Source organism: Ideonella sp., assembly GCF_041914305.1.
Lineage (GTDB): Bacteria > Pseudomonadota > Gammaproteobacteria > Burkholderiales > Burkholderiaceae_C > Ideonella.
Genome location: NZ_JAYSDQ010000006.1, coordinates 19,889 through 39,897, shown reverse-complemented (window position 1 = coordinate 39,897; position 20,009 = coordinate 19,889). Strand labels below are relative to the sequence as shown.

Sequence of the window (20,009 nt, the reverse complement as noted above, 5' to 3'; positions counted from 1 at the left end):
CGATGATTCGCTTCGCTCGTGCCGGTGACGCCGCGGTGGCTCAGCGCTTCGGACGAGGCACCTGCCTGCCGGCGATGCTGAAGAGAACGCCTGAGTCGGTGGTGCCACCCGCTTCCGTCACACCGTAGAGGCGACCGTCGGTGCCTTCGACAAGCTCGCCGTCCCCTTCGGCACCGTCGGGGCCGCTGAAGGAGTGGACCTCCGTCAGCTTGCCGCTTGGCGTCAAGCGGTAGACCCAGCCCTTGTCCGATGCACCACCCCAGAAGACCGTGCCATAGAAGTTGCCATCGCTGGCCTTCAAGAGCCCCCCCGAGGGGCGCGCCCACACGTCCATCACCTTCACGCTGCCATCGCGCCTCAGCAGGAACAAGGCACCTTGGTCCTGCGAGCCGCCGAAGTTCGACGTGCCGTACAGGCTGCCGTCGTCGCCCTCGATCAGCGGGCTGGTCGAGCCGTTGGCGTCGCCAGCCTGCGCGCCGAACCCATGCACACGCGTCATCTGGCCGTCGAGTGTCATGCAATACACCGTGCCACCACCCCAGCGTCCACCGGTGTAGGTGGTGCCGCACAGGTGACCGTCGCGGGTCTGGATCAACGGCGCGAGCGGCCGTTGCCCGTCCTTCCGGCTGGCGCCGAAGTGGTACATCACCTCGAAGGTGCCGTCGAGCGCGATCCGGTACACCGTGCCGTGCCCGTACTGACCGCCGCCGCTGGTGGTGCCGTAGAGGCGGCCATCGCTCGCCTGGACCAGGCCGGCACCTGGATCACCACCGTCGTCGTCTCGGAAGGTGTGCAGCGTGGTCAACACCCCCGCCGGATCCAACCGAAACACGGTGCCAGCCGGGAAGCCCCCTCCAACGCCCCCCGAGGAGGTGACGCCGTACAGATTGCCGTCGCTGGCCTGGATCAAGGTGCCCTCGGGGCCGTAGCCATCGCTGACATTGAACGAATGCACGGTGGTCACCGCACCGCTCGGCTTCACCCGGTAGACCGTGCCAAAGTCATTCTGCCCGCCGGCATATGACACGCCGTACAAGTTGCCGTCGCTGGCCAGCATCGGCGGACGGGGCCGCGCGCCACCGCTGTGAGGATCCTTGCCAAAGGCAAACGAATGCACGGTGCGGAAATGAACGACCGACTCGCTATCAGCCGATGCCGACTGGGCATGCGCCATGGCGACAAATAGCAACGTCACGGCGCCTGCCAGCCACGGACGAAACGCAACGGAGCGACGCTGCGAACCAGTGGATTCAGTACTCATGCCTAGCTCCCAACTTGAACGCACGGTCGGCCGAGCATAGCCATGCACCGGCCGGCGTCAAGCCAAGCCATCGGCTCGAGGCGATCACCCCCCTAACTCCACAACGTGGCGGCAACTCCCGTGCCCGCCTCAGGCACCCGGGCCGCAATCGAGGCAGCGCTCCACCGGCACCGGCCCCATGCGCAGCGAACGCTGCAAGAAGCGCAGCGCCGTGCGCAGGCCCTCTTCGATCACCGGGTGGTAGAACGGGCTGTCGAGCATCTGCTGCACCGTGTCACCACGCTGCACCGACCAGGCCAGCAAGTGCCCGATGTGTTCGGCCGCCGGGCCGATCATCTCGGCCCCCAGGAAGCGCCCGCTGCCATGCTCGGCGTACACCCGCAGCGCGCCCTGGTTCTTCAGCATCACGCGGCTGCGGCCCTGGTCTTCGAACAGCACCTCGCCGGTCTCGAACGAGACCTTGTCATGGCACAGCTCGAGGTGGCTGCGGCCGGCCAGCATGATCTGCGGGTCGGTGAAGGCCACGGCCAGCGGCGCGCGGCGCGGGCGCTCGCGCACATCCGGGTAGCGGCCGGCGTTGTCGCCGGCGATGCGGCCCTCGTCGGCAGCCTCGTGCAGCAGCTCCATCTCGCTGTTCGCGTCGCCGGCGATGAAGACGTGCCTGTCGCCGATCTGCGAGGTGCGGCGATCGAAGCGCGGCACACCCTGCGCATCCAGCGGCAGGTGGGTGTTCTCCAGGCCCAGGCCGCGCAGGTTCGGCGCCCGCCCGGCGGCGGCCAGCACCCAGTCGAAGCGTTCGTCGCCGGCCTCGGTCTGCACGACGACCTCGTCGCCTTCGCGGCGCAGCTGCAGGTTCTTGGCCTCCAGCTGCAGCGGCAGCTCGCGGCTGAAGATCTCACGCGTCAAGGCCTGCAGCGCCGGGTCGGTCAGCGGGCCGATGCGCGCGCTGCGGCCGTACACCCGCACCCGCACGCCGAGCCGGTGCAGGGCCTGCGCCAGCTCCAGCGCGATCACGCCGGCGCCGAGCACGGCCACCGACTTCGGCAGCGTCTGCCAGCTGAACACGTCGTCGTTGATCAGCAGGCGGTCGCCTGCCGCTTCGCGCCACTGCGCCGGCACGGTCGGGTGCGAGCCGGTGGCGATGACGATGCGCTCAGCGCGAACCTGCGTGTGGTCGTCGACCTGCAGCGTGTGCGCGTCGATGAAGCGGGCATGGCCACGCAGCTTGTGCTCGGCCGGCCAGTTCTCGACCGCCTCGGTGACGAAGCCAACAAAGCGGTCGCGCTCGCTGCGCACCCGGCGCATGACCACTTCGCCGTCGATGCGCAATGGGCCGGCGTGCACACCAAAGGCACCGGCATGCTGGGCCGTGTGCGCGGCCTCGGCCGCGGCGATCAGCAGCTTGCTCGGCATGCAGCCCACGCGCGCGCAGGTGGTGCCGTAGGGGCCGCCTTCGATCACCAGCACGTTGCGGGTGTGTGCCAACGCGGAGCGGTAGGCCGTCATGCCGGCGGTGCCCGCCCCGATGATCGCCACGTCGACCTGCCTGTGCTTCATGAGTCGCCTTTCACCAGCCTGCCAGCGGCCGGCCCCGCAGCGTAGCGCGGCGGCGCGGCCGGCGCCAGGCGAAGGGGCTTGTCGATCGCCGTCGGCCGCGGCGCGGTCAGCCTTCGCTGGGTGCGCGGCTGAGCGCGTTGTTGGCGGTGACCAGCTGGTTCAGCATGCGCAGGAACTCGGCCTGCTCTTGCGGCGGCAGGGGCTGCAGCATGCGCTCTTGCGCGCGGCGCATGGCCGGCACCACCTCGGTCAGCAGCGCGTGGCCAGGGCCGGTGAGCGACAACAGTCGCACGCGCCGGTCGGACGGGTCCAGGTCGCGCCGCACCAGGCCGCGCGCCTCCAGCCGGTCGATCACGCTGGCGATGGTCGAGGTGTCGAAGCCGATCGAGCGGGCCAGCGAGCGCTGGTCCACACCCGGCGCGTTGGCCAGCGCCTGCATCGTCGCGTACTGCACGGGGGTCACGCCATGCGGCTCGGCCTCTTGCAGAAAGATCGCCACCGCAATCTGCTGCAGGCGGCGGATCGAATGGCCGGGCAGGCTGTCCAGCGCGATGGGGTTGGCGGCAGCGGCAGCGCGGCTCTTGTTGTCCTTGGGGGCGGGCATGAGGGCAGGCTTCTGGAAACCGATTCCAGAAACGCGCCGGATGCTATCACCGCCCTTGCCCGCTGAGCGCCTTCGCGCCAGCCGTTGCGCTGTATCAATGACCACATAGCGCTTGTCTTCCTTAGAGTATTCGATATGGCGCACAAGCAAAATATACTGCCGTATATATCGATCACCGATCCACACGCTCTCGCCATGCCTTCAGCACGCCCCATCGTCCTCGCGCTCGGCGCCTTGCTCGTCAGCTGGAGCGCCCATGCCGCCGAGCTGACCGTGTCGGCCGCCGCCAGCCTGACCAACGCCTTCCAGGGCCTGGCACCGTTGTTCGAGCGTGCGAACCCCGGCACCAAGCTGCAATTCAACTTCGGCGCGTCCGGCGCGCTGTTGCAGCAAATGGCCAAGGGGGCACCGGTCGACGTGTTCGCCAGCGCCGACCAAGAGACGATGGACCAGGCGCAGGCCCAATCGCTGGTGCAGGCGGCGCAGCGCCGCAACTTCGCATCGAACACGCTGGTGGTGGTGGTGCCGCAGGCGGCCGCGACCCTGCCGAAAGATGTGAAAGACCTGAGTCGACCGGCCTATGCGCGCATCGCGATCGGGCTGCCCGGCAGCGTGCCGGTGGGCCGCTACACCAAGCGCGTGCTCGAAGCCGCCGGCCAATGGGCGGCCATCGAGCCGAAAATGATCGGCGCACAGAACGTGCGCCAGGCGCTCGACTACGTGGCCCGCGCCGAGGTCGATGCCGGCTTCGTCTATGCCACCGATGCAGCGCTGATGCCCGACAAGGTCAAGGTCGCGCTGACGGTGCCCACCACCACGCCGGTGCTCTACCCCGCCGCACCCTTGGTGGCCAGCCCGAACGCCGAGTTGGCCAAGCGCTTCGTCGAGTTCCTGCTGGCGCCTTCTGCCCAGGCCGTGCTGGCGAAGCACGGCTTCGGCCAGCCCTGAGCCACGCGGGCACGGTCAGATGGAAGGCGCCTGGGTCCCGTTGCTGCTGACGCTGAAGGTCGCGGGTTGGGCAACAGCGCTGAACCTGCTGTTCGGTGTCGGCCTGGGTTTCGCGATGGCGCGCTGGCGCTTTGCCGGGCGCGACCTGCTGGACGCCGTCTTCACGCTGCCGATGGTGATGCCGCCCACGGTGCTGGGCTACTACCTGCTGGTGCTGATCGGCACGCAGGGGCCGATCGGCGGCTGGCTTTTCCGGCACTTCGGCGTCCGGCTGATCTTCAGCTGGCAGGCGGCCGTGTTGGCGGCGACCGTGGTCGCCTTCCCACTGGTGTTCAAGGCGGCGCGGGCCGCGTTCGAAACCGTCGACACGCAGTTGGAGCAGGCGGCGCGCACGCTGGGTGTCAGCGAGGCTGCCGTGTTCTTCCGCGTGTCGTTGCCTTTGGCCTGGCGCGGCATCTTGTCGGGCCTGCTGCTGTCTTTCGCGCGCGCGATGGGCGAGTTCGGCGCCACGCTGATGGTGGCCGGCAGCATCCCGGGCAAGACGCAGACACTGTCGATCGCGGTCTACGAGGCGGTGCAGGCCGGGCAGGACGACACCGCCAATTTCCTGGTCGCCCTCATGTCGTTGGTCAGCATCGCCGTCCTGCTTGCCGCGGGCCGGCTGTTGCCGGGGCGCGTGGCGCGCGCCGCATGAGGCCGGAATGACCTGGGACATTGCACTCACCAAGACGCTGCGCCACGACCAGGCGCGGTTCCAGCTCGATGTGCGCTTCGCCAGCGCTGCGCGGCGGCTGGTGCTGTTCGGCCCATCTGGGGCGGGCAAGACGCAGACGCTGAAGATGATCGCCGGCATCACCCGGCCCGACACCGGCCACGCACGCGTCGCCGGCCAGACGCTGTTCGATGCGCAGCAGGGTGTCGATCTGCCACCCCAGCAGCGCCGCCTGGGCTTTGTGTTCCAGGACTACGCGCTGTTCCCCCATCTCACGGTGCGGCAGAACATCGGTTTTGCCCGGCGCACCAGCTGGCTCAACCCCGCGCCCCGGCACACCGACGACGCGGTCGAGCGCTGGCTGCGCGACTTTCATCTGGCGCCGATCGCCAACCTGTACCCGGCGCAGTTGTCGGGCGGCCAGCGCCAGCGCACTGCCCTGGCCCGCGCGCTGGTGCGCGAGCCGGCGGCGCTGCTGCTGGACGAGCCCTTCGCCGCGCTCGACCAGAACCTGCGCGCACGCCTGCGCGGCGAACTGGCCGAGCTGCTGAACCAGGTGCAGTTGCCGATGCTGCTGATCACCCACGACGAAGGCGACCTGCACAGCCTGGCCGACGAGGTCGTGCACCTGCACGACGGCCACGTGCTCGACACGCCCCCCACCACACAGGTGGCCCATGCCTGAGCGCGGCAACACGGCCCGCACCGGCCGCCGGCGCAGCACCCGACTCGGGCTGGACGGCGCGGTGTGGCTGACGGTCGGCGGCGAAAACCTCGGCGGCCACGCCCGCGTGGCGCTGCTGCGGGCGGTGGCCGAGCAAGGCTCGATCACCCAGGCCGCCAAGGCGGTCGGCCTGAGCTACAAGGCGGCTTGGGACGCGATCGACCAGATGAACCAGCTGGCCGGCGAACCACTGGTCGAGCGCAGCACCGGCGGCCGCGGCGGTGGCTCGACCCGGCTGACCGGGCGCGGCGAGCGGCTGGTGCAGCGCTATGGCCAGATCGACGCCGCACACCAGCGCTTCATGCGCCTGCTGGACCAGGCCTCGATCGACCTCGACCAAGACTTCTCCCTGCTGAGCATCCTCAACATGAAGACCAGCGCGCGCAACCAGTTCGTCGGCACGGTCACCAGCGTGCGCGCAGGCGCCGTGAACGACGAGATCGAGCTGACGCTGCCCGGCGGCGCCCGGCTGGTGGCCACCGTGACCCGCGAAAGCACTGAATTGCTCGGCTTGCGGACCCACATGACGGCGATCGCGCTGGTCAAGGCTTCGTCGGTGATGCTGGCCACCGGGCTGGCGGGCAGCAAGGTTTCGGCACGCAACCAGTTGACCGGCGTCGTCGCAGTCGTCACGCCCGGTGCGGTGAATGCCGAGGTCGAGCTGGAGGTAGCGGGGGCCGGCCGCATCGTCGCCATCGTCACGCAAGACAGCGTGAAGGCGCTCGGGCTCGTGGCAGGCGCCCCTGCCACGGCCTTGTTCGATGCGTCGAGCGTGATTTTGGCGGTGGCGGCCTGACGGCGTGGGTCAGTAGTGCGGCGGCAGCTCGTCGCGCAGCGTGCGCGGCGTGCCCGCGCTGTCGTTCGGCAACTGGTCGCGCAGTTGGCGCAACTCGCGCATCAACAGCTCGATCTGCTGCTGCTGGCGCACGATCGCCTCGTTGAGGTGGTCGATCAGGTCTTCGCTGAAGCTGGCCTTGATCTCCAGCTCCATCAGGCGGCGGTCGATCTCGGTCGAGGAAGGGTCGTCATGCAAAGCGCTCATGGCGCTATTGGACCAGCGATTGGCCCACGAACAGGCAGTGAACCGCGCGGCGTGAATCCCCACATCGCCAATCAGCCAGCCGGCCGAGCCCCTAACCCGATAGGCTGGCGCCCGCCGCCGCCCGGCGTAGAGTGCCCCGCAGGAGGCCACCTCGCCATGCCCGTTCCGCTCAAGCAGTACGCACCGCTGGATGTCTTGCTCGGCCGGCCATCGGCCGCCAACTTTCCACAGCACCCACGGCGCTTTCTGGCCCAGGGCGACTCGTGGTTCTCGTTCGGCTCGGTCAACCCGCTGGCCACCGGCAACATGATGGACGGCATGACCTTCGAGAAAGACAGCTGCGTCGTCAACTGCGCCCACCCGGGCGATGTGCTGGACCACATGGTCGACAAGCGGCGCGAACCGCTGTTCGCCAACCTGCTGATCGGCCGGCAGGCCTGGCGCTGGGACGCGATCCTGCTGTCGCCCGGTGGCAACGACCTGATCGACTTCATCCGCGTGCCACAGGTCGACGGCAACGGCCAGCCCGTGCCGGCCTTCTTGCGCGCCTTGCTGACGGCGGACGAGCGCGGTGGCGCGCCCGACCGCGCGGCGGCCTACGTCAGCGAGCAGGGCTGGGACACCTTCGTGCAGCACATCGTGCCGCAGTTCCACGAGTTCATCGCCATGCGCGACACGGCGGCGAGCCAGAGCCGGGACGCGCCGATCTTCGTGCACACCTACGACTTCATCACCCCGCGCGATGCCGGCGCGGGCCCCGGCGTCGGGCCATGGCTGTTCCCGGCCCTGACCGACTACGAGGTGCCGCAGGCGCTGTGGCTGCCGCTGACCCGGCTGTTCCTGTCGCGCCTGACCGGGCTGATGCGCAGCATGGCGCTGCCGAACTTCCATGTCATCGACACCCAAGGCACGCTGGTGCCCGCCGACCTGGGCAGCCAGGGCGACGACCACGACTGGGCCAACGAGATCCACCCCAACCCGGGCGGCTACCTGAAGCTGGGCGCGGTGTTTGCCGCTGGCATCGAGGCGCTGATGCCTTGAGGGCCCGCCACGCGTGGGCCACATCGTGAAGCGAATGTAAAGCTGCCGCGCCGAGCGCGCCGCTCGTCGGCAAGGGCCTCGGCTGATGCGTTGAACCGTCACGTTTCAACAGCGGGGTTTTCAATGAACTCGCCCAGACATTCGATGCGGGCCCTGGCCGCGGTCCTGACCGCCAGTGCCATGTTGTCCGCCTGCTACGTCGTGCCGGCGCGGCCGTACCGTGGTGGCTACGCCTATGACGATGGTTACGCTTACGGCCCGCCGGTGGCCGTGGCCCCGCCTGCGCCGCAGGTCGAGGTAGTCGGCGTGGCGCCCTTCCCGGGCGCCATCTGGATCGGCGGCTACTGGAATTGGGTCGGTGGCCGCCACGTGTGGGTGCGGGGCCGCTGGGATTCACCGCGCCCGGGCTACCGCTACGAGCCCCACATGTGGCAGCGCGACGGCCAGGGCTGGCGCGAAGCACCGGGGCGCTGGCGCCCTGTCAACTGAGCCGGCCACCCCGGCTCCAAGCCCAGCGCCGCCCCGAGCGGCGCTTTTTCGTGGGGCAAAAGCATCGGAGACGAAGGGCACCCTGATAAACCCACCACGCGCCCAAGCAGTGGGGTAGACTACTGGGGTTGCCGCGTTTTTGCTCACTGTCGCGGCAAGTGCGGCCCGACGGCCCGACAAAGCTTACCCCGGCCTGCCCGATATCTCCGCAGCCCGCCCCTCGCTCCGAACCGGCGCACACGCCTGGTCCCCGCGGTCGTCAACCTCACCTCCGCGGCGAGCTCCATCCCCGGCCCACACCTGCGCAGCGGCCGGCAAACTTCTCCAACGGTCCATCGCCCCTGCCCTCAGGCACGTCGGTGCGTTGGCTGACTCATCGTTTGCCCCAAGGAAATTCATTGGCGAAAGAAGAACTGATCGAAATGCATGGCAAGGTCGAAGACGTCCTGCCCGACTCACGCTATCGCGTGGTTCTCGACAACGGCCATGTGCTGGTTGCTTACACCGCCGGCAAGGTGCGTAAGAACCACATCCGTATCCTCGCCGGCGACCGCGTGTCGCTCGAGCTCTCCCCCTATGACCTGAGCAAGGGGCGCATCACCTTCCGGCATCTCGACCGTGGCGGCCCCCCGCGCCCTGGTAGTGCCCCCCGTCGCTGAACGGGCAATCTTTTGTTAACTTCGCGGACCCGGCGACAGGAAGCGCCGGGAATGCAATTTCCCCACCAAGAAAGGGCCCCATGGGCAACAAACTCTACGTCGGCAACCTCGCTTACAGCATGCGCGACGACTCTCTCCAACAAGCTTTCTCCGAATTCGGTACCGTCACGTCCGCCAAGGTCATGATGGACCGTGACACCGGCCGTTCGAAGGGCTTCGGCTTCGTCGAAATGGGCTCGGACCAGGAAGCGCAAGCCGCCATCCGCGGCATGCACGGCCAGTCGGTCGACGGCCGCGCCCTGGTTGTCAACGAAGCTCGCCCGCGTGAAGAGCGCCCGGGCGGCTTCGGCGGCGGCGGTGGTGGCTACGGCGGCGGTGGCCGCAGCGGCGGTGGCGGCGGCTACGGCGGCGGTGGCCGCAGCGGTGGCGGCGGCTACGGCGGCGGCGGTGGCCGCGGCGGCTACTGATTCTCTGCAGTAAGCTGGTTACCGGTTTTGACGGGCCCCTCGGGGCCCGTTTTTCATGGGCGACGCACAACGAGCGCCCGTGGTGCAGGCGCCACGTGGCCAAGCGGCGATTTGTTCACGGCGCAGGCGCCCGTGGTCGAGCACAGCGTTGAATTTGTCGCGCGCGAAGCCGAACAGGACATTGAAGAATCCTCCGTCCTGCCTTGCACAGAAAGCGCCGATGCTCGCCGACAGCCAACGCCCCGCCGACGACGCCCAAGAGATCCGAGCCCTGCGCGAAGAGGTGGTGCGCCTACGGGCCTTCAACCGCGACGTGGTGCACCAGATGATCGGCGCCTCGTCGTCGATGAACCACCTGGCGGCGCTGGGTGAGCTGGCGCTGGAGCGCGGCGAGCCGGAGCGGCTGTCCACGTTCCTGAGCCTGATGCGCGAGGAGTCCGCCGCCGCCGACGCGCTGGTCGAAGGCTTGATGGCGTTGGCCGAATCACCTTGCCAGCCGGCCGATTGCGAGGTGGTGTCGCTGTCGGCCTGCGTCGCCAACGCGCAACGCCAGCTGATCCTGGCGGGCCGCCATGAGTCGACCGCGGCCACACCGGTGGTCGTTGGTCATTTGCCGATGGTCTGGGGCAACGAGGCCCTGCTGACCCAGGTGTTCGTCAACCTGATCGGCAATGCGCTGAAGTTCTCTCGCCGCAACCCCAACGGCCGCGTCGAAGTCTTCGCCCAGAAGCAAGACGACCAGGTCGCCATTTGCGTGCACGACAACGGCGTCGGCTTCGACGACACCCAGGCCGAGCGCATGTTCGACCCGTTCCACCGCAGCCACGGCAGCGCCTACCCCGGCCATGGCCTGGGCCTGACGGTCGTGCGCTCGATCGTCGAGCGGCACGGCGGCCAGGTCTGGGCCGAGTCGCAACCCGGCCGCGGCGCCCGCTTCTCCGTCTCGCTGCCGGTCTGCTCGCCGATCCACCTGACGAACCACCTGCCCGCCTGGGCCGACAGGCCGCAGGACGCCGAACAGTCCGAATCATTCATCGACGAAGCGCGCCTGTCCGCCTGGTCCAACGCCTTCGTCGCCAGCCCCGAAGATGTCCGCGAGGCGGTGCGGCGCGTCGGCTCCGACGTCCAGGGCATGGGCCGCTACCTGCTGGGCTTGCGGCCGGCGATGACGCAGTAGCTGAGGCCCCCACGGCCCCTTCCGGGGCCTGCCCCCCGAGGGGGCTCGCGCAGCGGACCGGCCAAGCCGGATCCGCGCACGCCACTTGATGGACGGCGACTCCTTCGGAGCGCCTGGGGGTTTGCGGCTGTTCCCCTGGGGCCGCAGGCCCTCGGATGGGTCAAGCCGAGCCCGCACACTCCTTTGGGGCGGCGACCCACCCCGGCGGTGCGCCGAGTCAGAGTCGCTCGAAGATCGCGGCGATGCCCTGGCCGCCACCGATGCACATCGTGACCAGGGCGTAGCGGCCGCTGGTGCGCTGCAGTTCGTAGATGGCCTTGGTGGCGATGAAGGCGCCGGAGCAGCCGATCGGGTGGCCCAGGGCGATGGCGCCGCCGTTCGGGTTGGTCTTGGCCATGTCGAGCTCCAGCCCGCGTGCCACGGCGATCGCCTGGGCGGCGAAGGCTTCGTTGCTCTCGATCACGTCGATCTGGTCGAGCCGCAGGCCGGCCTTCTTCAGTGCCAGCTTGGTCGCCGGGATCGGCCCTTCGCCCATGATCTCGTTCGGCACGCCGGCCACCGCGTAGCTGACCAGCCGCGCGATCGGCTTGTAGCCGGCGGCTGCGGACACCGTCGCATCACCCAGCACGAAGAAGGCCGCGCCGTCGTTGATGCCCGAAGCATTGCCGGCGGTCACCGAGCCGTCTTTCTTGAACGCCGGCTTCAGCTTGGCCAGCGATTCCATCGTGGTGTTGGCCTTCACGTACTCGTCGGTGTCGAACACGACGTCGCCCTTCTTCGTCTGCTTGACGATCGGCACGATCTGGCTCTTGAAGCGGCCTTCGGCAATTGCCAGCGCCGCGCGGCGCTGCGATTCGACCGCCAGCGCGTCCTGCTGCTCGCGGGTGATGCCCCATTTGGTGGCCAGGTTCTCGGCCGTGATGCCCATGTGGCCGACGCCGAACGGGTCGGTCAGCGTGGCGACCATCGTGTCGATCAGCTTGGTGTCGCCCATGCGGGCGCCGGTGCGCATCGCGGTGCTGAGGTAGCCGCCGCGGCTCATCACCTCGACCCCGCCGCCCACGCCGTAGTCGCAATCGCCCAGCAAGATGTTCTGCGCCGTGGTCACGATGCCCTGCAGGCCCGACGAGCACAGCCGGTTGACCGCCATCGCCACCGAGTCCATCGGCAGGCCGGCCTGGATCGAGGCGACCCGCGCCACGTAGGCAAAGCGGCTGTCGGTCGGGATCGTGTTGCCCACCGTCACGTAGTTGATCGCCTGCGGGTCGACGCCAGAGCGCTCGACCGCCGCCTTCATCACCGTGCCGGCCAGCTCGGCCGGCTCGATATCGGCCAGCGATCCGCCAAAACTGCCGATCGCCGAACGCGCAGCACCCAGAACCACCACATCACGTGTCGCAGCCATGCTCAAGCTCCTTGTGTCAAAACAGCCCGCATGATGCGCCAGCCCGCGGGCTTTGGGGGCCGTGGGCCCTTGATCTGGCGCAAGCGCCCGAGGCGCTCAGCCGCCCAGGCGGCGGCAGTTCACCGGCAGGAAACGGCTCTCGATGTCGGTGCGGTCCTTGCCTTGCACCTCCATCTTGTCCGGCACCCTGCCGCCGCCGGCGCACAACCAGGCCGGCGGCACCACCGGTGTATCGGGCACCACCGCGGGGCGAAGGGTCAAGGTGTGGCCTTTGATCGCGCCGTTGGCGTTGTTGCCGAACGTGATGTGGATCGCCCCCGCTTCGACCGTGACCGCGCTGACGAAGTTGCCGACGATCTTGTCCGGCGCCGGCGCATTCGCTGCTGCGTTGTCGGCCGGCATCTCGTTGTTGGCACGCCAGTAGTCCGCGACCGGCCCCTTCGCCACGTCGGCCAGCTTGGCCGCCTCGACCACCTGCTCGCGCACCAGGCGCTCCTGGATGCTAGGCACCGCGATCATTGCCAGGATCGCGATGATGGACACGGCGACCATCACCTCCACCAGCGTGAAGCCCGGGGTCGTTCGGCGTGGGGGGTATGGCTGCGGCACGGTGAGGGGTGGCCGGGATGGCGCGTCGTGAAGGCCGCCGAACTGTACGACGACGCGGCGCGGCGCTTGTTTCAGCGCGGTGGCGCCGAGGCGGCGTCTGCCTCGGCCACCGGCCCGGCAAACCATTCCAGCGCCCCGCGCAGCGGCGCCGCATCGACCATGTGGCCCCCGGCCACGAACTCGAGCTTGACCCGCTTGAAGCCGGCCGCGCGCAGGTCGTCTTCGATGCCGCGGTGCTGGGCCGGCGTGGCCACGCGGTCCTTCAGGCCACCTTGCAGGAACACCGGCACCGCCCGCATGGCCTCGTCGAGCCCGCCGAACTGCTTGGCGGCCTCGCCCAGCGCGTTGGTGTTGACGCCGGCCATGTAGACCCCCGCCACCCGGGCGCCGCGGCTGCGGAACAGCGCGGCCAGCCAACCGGCGTATTTGGCGCCGCCGGAAAAGCCTGCGAAGGCGATGCGCGGCTGCTCGGCCCCCTTCCACAGCGGCTTCAGCACGGCCAGCGCGGCATGGCCCAGCACGTAACGCAGTTGCAGCAGGTCGTCGTCCTGGCCCACGGCGGGTTCCGGGTCTGCCGCCACGATCACCCACCCCGCGTCGCCGGCCGCTGCGCGGTACGCCTGCAGCAGCGCACGGCTGGAGCTGTAGCCCGGGTCCGAGGTCGCGTTGACGATCAACACCGGCCAGTCGCGCGCGGCATCGAAGCCCGGCGGCAACACCACGGTGACCAGGGCCTGCTCAACCTTCGACGGCACACCGCCCCGCCCCGCCGCCTGGCGCCATTCGGCCGACAGGGCCACGCGCTGTTGCAGCGGCTGCGCAGTCTCGACCTGCGCCTGCGCCAGCGCGGGGCACACGGTGGCCAGCCAGGCCGCCAGCGCGCAACCACCAGAAAGCTTCTTCCAACCAGGCATGCGGCGATTCTCACCGCGCCGCCATGCCCCAGAATTGCCGCATGTCGCGTTACTTCCGTCTGGCCCTGGTCGTGCTGTTCCTGGCTGCGTTGTGGGCCGTGTTCGAGCTCACAGGGCTGCGCTCGCATGTGAACCTGGCGTTCATCCACGACAGCTTCGTGCTCCACCCGGTGACGGGCCTGTTGATCTTTTGCGGCCTGTTCGCGCTGGGCAACCTGGTCCAGATCCCGGGCTGGGTGTTCCTGGGGGCGGCGCTGCTGGCGCTGGGCCGCTGGTGGGGTGGGCTGGCGACCTACGCCGCGGCCTGCTTCTCGTGCTGCGTAACCTTCTGGGTCATCCGCGTGCTCGGCGCCGACGCCTTGCGCAAGCTGCGTGGCCGGCTGGCCGACAAGCTGTTTGCGCGGCTGGACGCCCACCCGGTGCAAAGCGTGCTGCTGTCGCGCCTGGCGTTCCAGACCGCGCCGGCGCTCAACGTGGCGCTGGCCCTGTCGGGCGTGCGCTTTCGGCCCTATGTGCTGGGCACCGTGCTCGGGTTGCCGCTGCCGATCGCGTTGTTCAGCTTCTTCTTCGATTCGCTGGCCCACGCGATGCACTGGTCATTGGCCTGACCCGGCGTGCAGCGTTGCGCCACCAGAAGCCCCATTCAGGAGACTGCCCCATGCTGCTCGAAGGTTCCTGTCACTGCCGCGCGGTGCGCTTCAGCGTCGAATCGCGCTCGCCCGTGCCGTTCATGCGCTGCTACTGTTCGATCTGCCGCAAGACGGCCGGCACCGGCGGCTTCGCCATCAACCTCGGCGCCGATTTCGCCACTCTGAAGGCGCAGGGCCAGGAGCACCTGTCGGTCTACCGCGCAATCATGGAAGACGGCCACGAGAGCACGGGCCAGCGCCATTTCTGCAAGCGCTGCGGCACGGCCCTGTGGCTGTGGGACCCCACCTGGCCCGAACTGGTGCACCCGCATGCCGGCGCGGTCGATACGCCGTTGCCGGTGCCGCCGTCGGTCACCCACATGATGCTGGGCTCCAAGCCCGCGTGGGTCGAAGCGAACATCGGCGCCGACGACCGCGAGTTCGACGAATACCCGGACGAATCGCTGGCCGAATGGCACCAGCGGCACGGGCTGGCCGGCTGACGGGCCGGCGGGCGCGCATGCGCCCGTCGTCAGCGCGCCGGCTGCAGCATCCGGGCACCCAGGGCTTCGGCCACCTCGATGCCGTCAACGCCGGCCGACATGATGCCGCCGGCATAACCCGCCCCCTCGCCGGCCGGGTACAGCCCGGCCACGTTCAGGCTCTGGTAGTCCTTGCCACGGGGGATGCGCAGCGGCGACGAGGTGCGCGTCTCGACACCCGTCAACACGGCATCGGGCATCGCGAAGCCGCGGATCTGCTTGTCGAACGCCGGTAGCGCCTCGCGGATCGCCGCCAGCGCGTAGTCGGGCAGGCTGCCCCGGCCCGGCTCGGCCAGGTCGGTCAGGTGCACGCCGGGCTTGTACGAGGGCAGCACGCTGCCGAACTCCCGCGCCACCGCGTCGCCATGCCGGCCGGCGATGAAATCACCCACCAGCTCACCCGGGGCGAAGTAGTTGCCACCGCCCAGCTCGTAGGCGCGCGACTCCCAGAAGCGCTGGAAGGCCATGCCGTCCAGCGGCGACACGGGGCCGGTGGTCAGCCCGTCCTGCCGGTAGTCCTGCGGCGAGATGCCGACGACGATGCCGGCGTTCGCGTTGCGCTCGTTGCGCGAGTACTGGCTCATGCCGTTAGTGACGACACGCATCGGCTCGGACGTGGCCGCCACCACCGTGCCGCCCGGGCACATGCAGAAGCTGTAGACCGCGCGGCCGTTGCTCGCGTGGTGCACCAGCTTGTAGTCGGCCGCGCCGAGGATCGGGTGGCCGGCATTGGGGCCGAAACGGGCCTTGTCGATCACGCTCTGCGGGTGCTCGATGCGGTAGCCGATCGAGAACGGCTTCGCCTCCATCGCCACACCGCGTTCGTGCAGCATCGCAAAGGTGTCGCGCGCGCTGTGGCCCAGCGCCAGCACCACGTGGTCGGCGTCGAGTTGCTCACCACTGGCCAGCGTCAGCCCGCGCACCGCCCCGCCTTCGATGCGGATGTCGGTCACCCGCTGCTGGAAGCGGATCTCGCCGCCCAGCGCCTCGATGTCGGCCCGCATCTTCTCGATCATGCTGACCAGGCGGAAAGTGCCGATGTGCGGCTTGCTGACGTAGAGGATCTCGTCCGGCGCGCCGGCCTTGACGAACTCGGTCAGCACCTTGCGGGTCAGGTGGCGCGGGTCGCTGATCTGGCTCCAGAGCTTGCCGTCCGAGAACGTGCCGGCCCCGCCTTCGCCAAACTGCACGTTCGACTCCGGGTTCAGCTCGCTCTTGCGCCACAGGCCCCAGGTGTCCTTGGTGCGTTCGCGAACCTGTTTGCCGCGCTCCAGCACGATCGGCCGCAGGCCCATCTGTGCCAGCACCAGCGCCGCGAACAGGCCACACGGCCCGAAACCCACCACCACCGGCCGCGGCCGCTGCGTGGCATAGAAATCGGCCGGCGCCGAGCCGACCAGCTTGTAGCGGGTGTCGGGGCTGGGCCGGATGTGCGCGTCACCACTGTGGCGCGCCAGCACCTTGGCCTCGTCCACCCCATCGGCGAGCTGGCAATCGACGGTGTAGATCAACACCATCGCCGTCTTCTTGCGCGCGTCGTACGCGCGGCGAAAGACCGTGAAATCAGCCAGCTGCTCGTCGCGCAGCTTCAGCCGGGCGACAACGGCGGGGCGCAGCGCCCCTGGCTCATGGTCCAGCGGCAGGCGCAGTTCAGTGATTCGAAGCATTGGAAACCGCCCGCGGCGCGCGTAGCGCCGCCGCCCTCAAGTGGCGTGCGCGGATCCGGCTTCGCCGGTCCGCAGCGCGAGCCCCCTCGGGGGGCAGGCCCCCGGCAGGGGCCGTGGGGGCTCTATTTCAGCCGCCCTTATGGGGGCGCTTGCCCGGGTTCTTCTTGCTGCGGGTGTGCGAGCCGCGTTCCAGGCTGATCTTCTGGCCCTTGCCGGCGGTGTAGGTGACGCCGTTCGGCGCGACGGGACGCGGGGTGGCCTTGCGGTCGGCTTCGGTGATGATCTTGTTGCCCATGGAATTGCTCCGGTCGGTGGGTGGGATGAAGTGAAGGGCGAGATTATCAACGCTCGCGGCTACCATCACGGGCGGCGCATTGCCAACCAACCCACAACTCTTGGAGGACCTATGGCCAAAGGCATTCAAACCGCCAACAAGATGACCAAGAAACCGAAGAAGGACGCTGCGCCCACCAAGGCTGCCGGTTCAGACCGGCCGGTGCCGCCGGTGACCGCCGTGCTGCCCAAGGGCAAGCTGAAGAACAAGCCGGGCTGAGCGCCCGCCTGCCCCGCTGATGGCCGCGCGCCACCCGGCCCAGCCCGCCCCGCCGGCACCGCCCGCGGCCGAAGAAGCGTTCGGCAAGCCCGAGGCGGGCTGGCGCCGGGCGCTGTACCGCGTCGTCTTCGAGTCGGACACGCGCAGCGGCCAGCTGTTCGACGTGGCCGTCATCGTGGCGATCTTGCTCAGCGTGGCGGTCGTCATTGCCGACAGCATGGCCACGGTGGTGGCGCGCCACGGCGCCACGCTGTCGGCCGCGGAATGGACCTTCACCGGCCTGTTCACGCTCGAATACCTGGCACGCCTGGTCAGCGTGCGCCGGCCGCTGCGCTATGCGCTGAGCTTCTATGGCGTGATCGACCTGCTGTCGGTGCTGCCCACCTACCTGGCCATCCTGTGGCCCGAAGGCCAGCTGCTGATCGACGTGCGGGTGCTGCGGCTGCTGCGGGTGTTCCGGATCTTCCGGCTCACCGAGTACATGGACGAGTTCAGCCAGCTCGGCAGCGCGCTGCACGCCAGCCGCCGCAAGATCCTGGTCTTCCTGTCGTTCGTGCTGATGGTGGTGCTGGTGATGGGCACCGTGATGTACGTCGTCGAGGGGCCGAAAAACGGCTTCACCAGCATCCCGATCGCGATGTACTGGGCGGTGACGACGATGACCACCGTCGGCTTCGGCGACATCACGCCGCACACCGACATCGGCCGCATCATCGCCTCGGCCATGATGCTGCTGGGCTGGGGCGTGCTGGCGGTGCCCACCGGCATCGTCACCGCCGAGATGACGGCCCAGCGCCGCGACGGGCCGGCCAGGCGCCCTGCATGGCGCTGCACCGCCTGCCGCGCCGAGGGCCACCTCGACGAGGCGCGGTTCTGCTGGCGCTGCGGCACGGCGTTCGATCGCTGAGCGCCACGCCGCGGCGCGCGTCAAACCGCCATGATCGACACGCTCTTGGTGACCAGGTAGGCCTCCATCGCCTCGGGGCCGCCCTCTGAGCCGTAGCCCGAGTCCTTCACGCCGCCGAACGGCATCTCGGCCACCGGCGCGGCCGGCTGGTTGATCCACAGCATGCCCACCTCCAGCCGGTGCGACAGCTGGTGCGCGGTCTTGATCGAGCGGGTGAAGGCGTAGCCGGCCAGGCCGAACGGCAGCCGGTTCGCTTCGGCGATCGCCTCGTCCAGCGCATCGAACGGGCGGATCGCCGCCACCGGGCCGAACGGCTCGTTGTTGAACACGTCGGCTTCCAGCGGCACATCGGTCAGCACCGTGGGGGCGAAGAAGTTGCCGGCGCTGCCGACGCGCTCGCCGCCGGTCGCCACCGTGGCGCCCTTGGCGCGGGCGTCGTCGATCACCTTGGTCATCGCGCTCAGCCGGCGCGCATTGGCCAGCGGGCCGATCATCGTGCCTTCGGCCAAGCCGTCGCCCTGCTTCAGCCCCGCGGCATGCTTGACCAGCGCCTGCGCGAATTCGTCCTTCAGGCTGCGGTGCACCAGAAAACGCGTCGGCGAAATGCAGACCTGGCCGGCGTTGCGGAACTTGGCGCCGCCTGCGGCCTTGACGGCCAGCGCCACGTCGGCGTCTTCGGCCACGATCACCGGCGCGTGGCCACCCAGCTCCATCGTCACGCGCTTCATGTGGCGGCCGGCCAGTGCGGCGAGCTCTTTGCCGATCGGCGTCGAGCCGGTGAAAGTGACCTTGCGGATGACCGGGTGCGGGATCAGGTAGCCCGAGATCTCGGCCGGGTTGCCGAACACCAGGCCCACCACGCCGACCGGGATGCCGGCATCGACGAAGGTGGCCAGCAGCGCAGCCGGCGAAGCGGGGGTTTCCTCGGGCGCCTTGACCAGGAACGAGCAGCCACTGGCCAGCGCCGCGCCCAGCTTGCGCACGATCTGGTTGATCGGGAAGTTCCACGGCGTGAACGCCGCCACCGGGCCCACCGGCTCCTTCAGCACCAGCTGCTGCGCCGCCAGGTTGCGCGACGGCACGATGCGGCCATAGGTGCGGCGGCCCTCGTCGGCAAACCACTCGATGATGTCGGCGCCGGCCAGCACCTCGCCGCGCGCTTCGGCCAGCGGCTTGCCCTGCTCTTGCGTCAGCAGGCGGGCGATGGTGTCGGCGCGCTCGCGCACCAGGCCGGCGGCGCGGCGCATCACCGCGGCGCGCTCGTGGGCCGGCACATTGCGCCAGGTCTCGAAGCCCTTCTGGGCCGCGGCCAATGCGCGGTCCAGGTCCGGGATGCCGGCATGGGCCACCTTGCCGATCGGCGCACCGGTGGCGGGGTTCAGCACGTCCAGCGTCTTGCCGCTGGCCGCGTCGACCCATTGGTTGTCGATCAGCAGTCGGGTATCGGGGTAGGAAGTCGTCATGTTCAGCTCGGTTGGTCGCGTGTCGCAGCCGACATTGTCGGCCGAGCCAGCGATTCGAGCTGTCACCTGCGCGGCCGCCCCTCGGCCGCGTGCGGGTGTGGGGCTACCGGGTCAAGCCAGGGCGACCGGATCCAGCCGGCGGTGCGGCACCTTCACCAGCTCGCGCCGGTGCCAGCCCTTGCCCGGCACGATCGGGAATTCGGCCGCGAAGCAACCGTCGGCCGAGATGATCTCGAGGTACATGCAGGGCTCGCCGCCGGGGCGCCGGCGTTCGCAGACGTAGGCGAACAAGGCCTCGACGCGCTTTTCGGCCAGCAGCAAGTCGAACAGCGCGCGCCGGCGGGCCGGGTCGGCCAGCGGCAGCGCACCGTCCACCCCGCGGCTGGCTACCGGGATCCACTCGGTGCCCAGCAGCTCGCCGGGGATGCACGGGTCCATCTCGAGGGCGTAGATCTGGCCCTCGTTGCTCATGCCACGTCGCACGCCGGTGCGCAGCGGCTCGAACAGTTCTCGAAACGCCGCATTGATGTCGGCCGATTCCATGAAGCGGTGCTGGCGGTTGCCTTGCGGATCGCCGAACCACGGGGCAGAAGCGTCGTCGCGAGTGTCCATGCCCGGGTCTTCGGCCCGATCGGCGCG

Annotated in this window: 24 protein-coding genes; 13 read left to right on the top strand and 11 right to left on the bottom strand. The window is 69.3% G+C overall.

Annotated features, from left to right (window positions below; translation table 11 throughout):
• Nucleotides 1–40: 40 nt before the first annotated feature.
• From ACE3SG_RS09775 to ACE3SG_RS09765, 3 genes are all read right to left on the bottom strand, one after another.
• Entirely contained in the window at nt 41–1,261 is a 1,221-nt protein-coding gene (locus ACE3SG_RS09775; protein ID WP_374564568.1) for a choice-of-anchor tandem repeat GloVer-containing protein, read from the bottom strand.
• Between the two features lie 129 nt (nt 1,262–1,390).
• The gene (locus ACE3SG_RS09770) at nt 1,391–2,818 is read right to left on the bottom strand and encodes a dihydrolipoyl dehydrogenase (RefSeq protein ID WP_374564566.1); all 1,428 of its coding nucleotides are present in this window, start codon (nt 2,816–2,818) and stop codon (nt 1,391–1,393) included.
• Between the two features lie 106 nt (nt 2,819–2,924).
• Nucleotides 2,925–3,422 (bottom strand): MarR family winged helix-turn-helix transcriptional regulator, encoded by a 498-nt coding sequence (locus ACE3SG_RS09765; RefSeq protein WP_374564564.1) that lies wholly within the window; start codon nt 3,420–3,422, stop codon nt 2,925–2,927.
• 195 nt (nt 3,423–3,617) lie between these two features.
• Between ACE3SG_RS09765 and modA the strand changes: the two genes are divergently transcribed.
• From modA to ACE3SG_RS09745, 4 genes are read left to right on the top strand one after another with little or no spacing between them, the layout of a single operon-like run.
• Nucleotides 3,618–4,370, top strand: coding sequence for a molybdate ABC transporter substrate-binding protein (modA, locus tag ACE3SG_RS09760; protein ID WP_374564562.1), 753 nt, complete (start codon nt 3,618–3,620; stop codon nt 4,368–4,370).
• Between the two features lie 19 nt (nt 4,371–4,389).
• Nucleotides 4,390–5,064, top strand: coding sequence for a molybdate ABC transporter permease subunit (gene modB / locus ACE3SG_RS09755; RefSeq protein WP_374564560.1), 675 nt, complete (start codon nt 4,390–4,392; stop codon nt 5,062–5,064).
• A gap of 7 nt (nt 5,065–5,071) precedes the next feature.
• Nucleotides 5,072–5,767: a sulfate/molybdate ABC transporter ATP-binding protein gene (locus ACE3SG_RS09750; protein ID WP_374564558.1), complete on the top strand. Its 696-nt coding sequence runs from the start codon at nt 5,072–5,074 to the stop codon at nt 5,765–5,767.
• Entirely contained in the window at nt 5,760–6,602 is an 843-nt protein-coding gene (locus ACE3SG_RS09745) for a TOBE domain-containing protein (protein WP_374564556.1), read from the top strand. Before ACE3SG_RS09750 ends, ACE3SG_RS09745 begins: the two co-directional genes overlap by 8 nt.
• A gap of 9 nt (nt 6,603–6,611) precedes the next feature.
• Here the strand turns inward: ACE3SG_RS09745 and ACE3SG_RS09740 are convergent, their stop codons facing one another.
• The gene (locus tag ACE3SG_RS09740) at nt 6,612–6,848 is read right to left on the bottom strand and encodes a SlyX family protein (RefSeq protein WP_374564554.1); all 237 of its coding nucleotides are present in this window, start codon (nt 6,846–6,848) and stop codon (nt 6,612–6,614) included.
• 156 nt (nt 6,849–7,004) lie between these two features.
• On the opposite strand from ACE3SG_RS09740, the gene ACE3SG_RS09735 reads away from it, so the two are divergent.
• From ACE3SG_RS09735 to ACE3SG_RS09715, 5 genes are all read left to right on the top strand, one after another.
• A complete protein-coding gene (locus tag ACE3SG_RS09735) occupies nt 7,005–7,889 on the top strand; it encodes a hypothetical protein (protein ID WP_374564552.1) in 885 nt (294 codons plus the stop codon).
• Between the two features lie 123 nt (nt 7,890–8,012).
• The gene (locus ACE3SG_RS09730; protein WP_374564550.1) at nt 8,013–8,378 is read left to right on the top strand and encodes a hypothetical protein; all 366 of its coding nucleotides are present in this window, start codon (nt 8,013–8,015) and stop codon (nt 8,376–8,378) included.
• Nucleotides 8,379–8,776: 398 nt separating this feature from the next.
• Nucleotides 8,777–9,037 carry a translation initiation factor IF-1 gene (infA, locus tag ACE3SG_RS09725; protein ID WP_374564548.1) on the top strand — a complete coding sequence of 87 codons (261 nt, stop codon included), beginning with the start codon at nt 8,777–8,779 and terminating at the stop codon, nt 9,035–9,037.
• Nucleotides 9,038–9,117: 80 nt separating this feature from the next.
• Nucleotides 9,118–9,504 (top strand): RNA recognition motif domain-containing protein, encoded by a 387-nt coding sequence (locus ACE3SG_RS09720; protein ID WP_374564546.1) that lies wholly within the window; start codon nt 9,118–9,120, stop codon nt 9,502–9,504.
• Between the two features lie 220 nt (nt 9,505–9,724).
• Nucleotides 9,725–10,681, top strand: coding sequence for an ATP-binding protein (locus ACE3SG_RS09715; protein WP_374564544.1), 957 nt, complete (start codon nt 9,725–9,727; stop codon nt 10,679–10,681).
• A 217-nt stretch (nt 10,682–10,898) separates the two neighbouring features.
• Here ACE3SG_RS09715 and ACE3SG_RS09710 read toward each other — a convergent pair whose 3' ends face one another.
• The 3 genes from ACE3SG_RS09710 to ACE3SG_RS09700 form a co-directional block, all read right to left on the bottom strand.
• Nucleotides 10,899–12,086: an acetyl-CoA C-acyltransferase family protein gene (locus ACE3SG_RS09710; protein WP_374564543.1), complete on the bottom strand. Its 1,188-nt coding sequence runs from the start codon at nt 12,084–12,086 to the stop codon at nt 10,899–10,901.
• Between the two features lie 96 nt (nt 12,087–12,182).
• The gene (locus ACE3SG_RS09705) at nt 12,183–12,695 is read right to left on the bottom strand and encodes a pilin (RefSeq protein ID WP_374564541.1); all 513 of its coding nucleotides are present in this window, start codon (nt 12,693–12,695) and stop codon (nt 12,183–12,185) included.
• A 71-nt stretch (nt 12,696–12,766) separates the two neighbouring features.
• Nucleotides 12,767–13,609 (bottom strand): hypothetical protein, encoded by an 843-nt coding sequence (locus tag ACE3SG_RS09700; protein ID WP_374564539.1) that lies wholly within the window; start codon nt 13,607–13,609, stop codon nt 12,767–12,769.
• A gap of 23 nt (nt 13,610–13,632) precedes the next feature.
• Between ACE3SG_RS09700 and ACE3SG_RS09695 the strand changes: the two genes are divergently transcribed.
• The gene (locus tag ACE3SG_RS09695; protein ID WP_374564537.1) at nt 13,633–14,217 is read left to right on the top strand and encodes a TVP38/TMEM64 family protein; all 585 of its coding nucleotides are present in this window, start codon (nt 13,633–13,635) and stop codon (nt 14,215–14,217) included.
• Between the two features lie 50 nt (nt 14,218–14,267).
• Nucleotides 14,268–14,741 (top strand): GFA family protein, encoded by a 474-nt coding sequence (locus ACE3SG_RS09690; RefSeq protein ID WP_374564535.1) that lies wholly within the window; start codon nt 14,268–14,270, stop codon nt 14,739–14,741.
• 29 nt (nt 14,742–14,770) lie between these two features.
• Here the strand turns inward: ACE3SG_RS09690 and ACE3SG_RS09685 are convergent, their stop codons facing one another.
• Nucleotides 14,771–16,447 (bottom strand): NAD(P)/FAD-dependent oxidoreductase, encoded by a 1,677-nt coding sequence (locus tag ACE3SG_RS09685; RefSeq protein WP_374564533.1) that lies wholly within the window; start codon nt 16,445–16,447, stop codon nt 14,771–14,773.
• A gap of 127 nt (nt 16,448–16,574) precedes the next feature.
• Nucleotides 16,575–16,742 (bottom strand): hypothetical protein, encoded by a 168-nt coding sequence (locus ACE3SG_RS09680; RefSeq protein ID WP_329716279.1) that lies wholly within the window; start codon nt 16,740–16,742, stop codon nt 16,575–16,577.
• Between the two features lie 111 nt (nt 16,743–16,853).
• Between ACE3SG_RS09680 and ACE3SG_RS09675 the strand changes: the two genes are divergently transcribed.
• The gene (locus ACE3SG_RS09675; RefSeq protein WP_329716278.1) at nt 16,854–17,000 is read left to right on the top strand and encodes a hypothetical protein; all 147 of its coding nucleotides are present in this window, start codon (nt 16,854–16,856) and stop codon (nt 16,998–17,000) included.
• 19 nt (nt 17,001–17,019) lie between these two features.
• The gene (locus ACE3SG_RS09670; RefSeq protein WP_374564531.1) at nt 17,020–17,907 is read left to right on the top strand and encodes an ion transporter; all 888 of its coding nucleotides are present in this window, start codon (nt 17,020–17,022) and stop codon (nt 17,905–17,907) included.
• Between the two features lie 20 nt (nt 17,908–17,927).
• Here ACE3SG_RS09670 and ACE3SG_RS09665 read toward each other — a convergent pair whose 3' ends face one another.
• Both ACE3SG_RS09665 and ACE3SG_RS09660 read right to left on the bottom strand, forming a co-directional pair.
• On the bottom strand, nt 17,928–19,370 hold the full coding sequence (locus tag ACE3SG_RS09665) for an NAD-dependent succinate-semialdehyde dehydrogenase (RefSeq protein WP_374564529.1): 1,443 nt from the start codon (nt 19,368–19,370) through the stop codon (nt 17,928–17,930).
• A 111-nt stretch (nt 19,371–19,481) separates the two neighbouring features.
• Nucleotides 19,482–19,982, bottom strand: coding sequence for a hypothetical protein (locus tag ACE3SG_RS09660; RefSeq protein WP_374564527.1), 501 nt, complete (start codon nt 19,980–19,982; stop codon nt 19,482–19,484).
• Between the last annotated feature and the right edge of the window lie 27 nt (nt 19,983–20,009).

Bases quoted from the DNA above. Each gene is read 5' to 3' on its own strand.
- ACE3SG_RS09720 (WP_374564546.1), top strand. From the start codon at position 9,118: ATGGGCAACAAACTCTACGTCGGCAACCTCGCTTACAGCATGCGCGAC.
- ACE3SG_RS09765 (WP_374564564.1), bottom strand. From the start codon at position 3,422: ATGCCCGCCCCCAAGGACAACAAGAGCCGCGCTGCCGCTGCCGCCAAC.
- ACE3SG_RS09735 (WP_374564552.1), top strand. From the start codon at position 7,005: ATGCCCGTTCCGCTCAAGCAGTACGCACCGCTGGATGTCTTGCTCGGC.
- ACE3SG_RS09775 (WP_374564568.1), bottom strand. From the start codon at position 1,261: ATGAGTACTGAATCCACTGGTTCGCAGCGTCGCTCCGTTGCGTTTCGT.
- modA (WP_374564562.1), top strand. From the start codon at position 3,618: ATGCCTTCAGCACGCCCCATCGTCCTCGCGCTCGGCGCCTTGCTCGTC.
- ACE3SG_RS09700 (WP_374564539.1), bottom strand. From the start codon at position 13,609: ATGCCTGGTTGGAAGAAGCTTTCTGGTGGTTGCGCGCTGGCGGCCTGG.
- ACE3SG_RS09745 (WP_374564556.1), top strand. From the start codon at position 5,760: ATGCCTGAGCGCGGCAACACGGCCCGCACCGGCCGCCGGCGCAGCACC.
- ACE3SG_RS09675 (WP_329716278.1), top strand. From the start codon at position 16,854: ATGGCCAAAGGCATTCAAACCGCCAACAAGATGACCAAGAAACCGAAG.
- ACE3SG_RS09690 (WP_374564535.1), top strand. From the start codon at position 14,268: ATGCTGCTCGAAGGTTCCTGTCACTGCCGCGCGGTGCGCTTCAGCGTC.
- ACE3SG_RS09660 (WP_374564527.1), bottom strand. From the start codon at position 19,982: ATGGACACTCGCGACGACGCTTCTGCCCCGTGGTTCGGCGATCCGCAA.
- modB (WP_374564560.1), top strand. From the start codon at position 4,390: ATGGAAGGCGCCTGGGTCCCGTTGCTGCTGACGCTGAAGGTCGCGGGT.
- ACE3SG_RS09750 (WP_374564558.1), top strand. From the start codon at position 5,072: ATGACCTGGGACATTGCACTCACCAAGACGCTGCGCCACGACCAGGCG.
- ACE3SG_RS09680 (WP_329716279.1), bottom strand. From the start codon at position 16,742: ATGGGCAACAAGATCATCACCGAAGCCGACCGCAAGGCCACCCCGCGT.
- ACE3SG_RS09770 (WP_374564566.1), bottom strand. From the start codon at position 2,818: ATGAAGCACAGGCAGGTCGACGTGGCGATCATCGGGGCGGGCACCGCC.
- ACE3SG_RS09715 (WP_374564544.1), top strand. From the start codon at position 9,725: ATGCTCGCCGACAGCCAACGCCCCGCCGACGACGCCCAAGAGATCCGA.
- ACE3SG_RS09670 (WP_374564531.1), top strand. From the start codon at position 17,020: ATGGCCGCGCGCCACCCGGCCCAGCCCGCCCCGCCGGCACCGCCCGCG.
- ACE3SG_RS09695 (WP_374564537.1), top strand. From the start codon at position 13,633: ATGCCCCAGAATTGCCGCATGTCGCGTTACTTCCGTCTGGCCCTGGTC.
- ACE3SG_RS09685 (WP_374564533.1), bottom strand. From the start codon at position 16,447: ATGCTTCGAATCACTGAACTGCGCCTGCCGCTGGACCATGAGCCAGGG.
- ACE3SG_RS09730 (WP_374564550.1), top strand. From the start codon at position 8,013: ATGAACTCGCCCAGACATTCGATGCGGGCCCTGGCCGCGGTCCTGACC.
- ACE3SG_RS09740 (WP_374564554.1), bottom strand. From the start codon at position 6,848: ATGAGCGCTTTGCATGACGACCCTTCCTCGACCGAGATCGACCGCCGC.
- ACE3SG_RS09710 (WP_374564543.1), bottom strand. From the start codon at position 12,086: ATGGCTGCGACACGTGATGTGGTGGTTCTGGGTGCTGCGCGTTCGGCG.
- ACE3SG_RS09665 (WP_374564529.1), bottom strand. From the start codon at position 19,370: ATGACGACTTCCTACCCCGATACCCGACTGCTGATCGACAACCAATGG.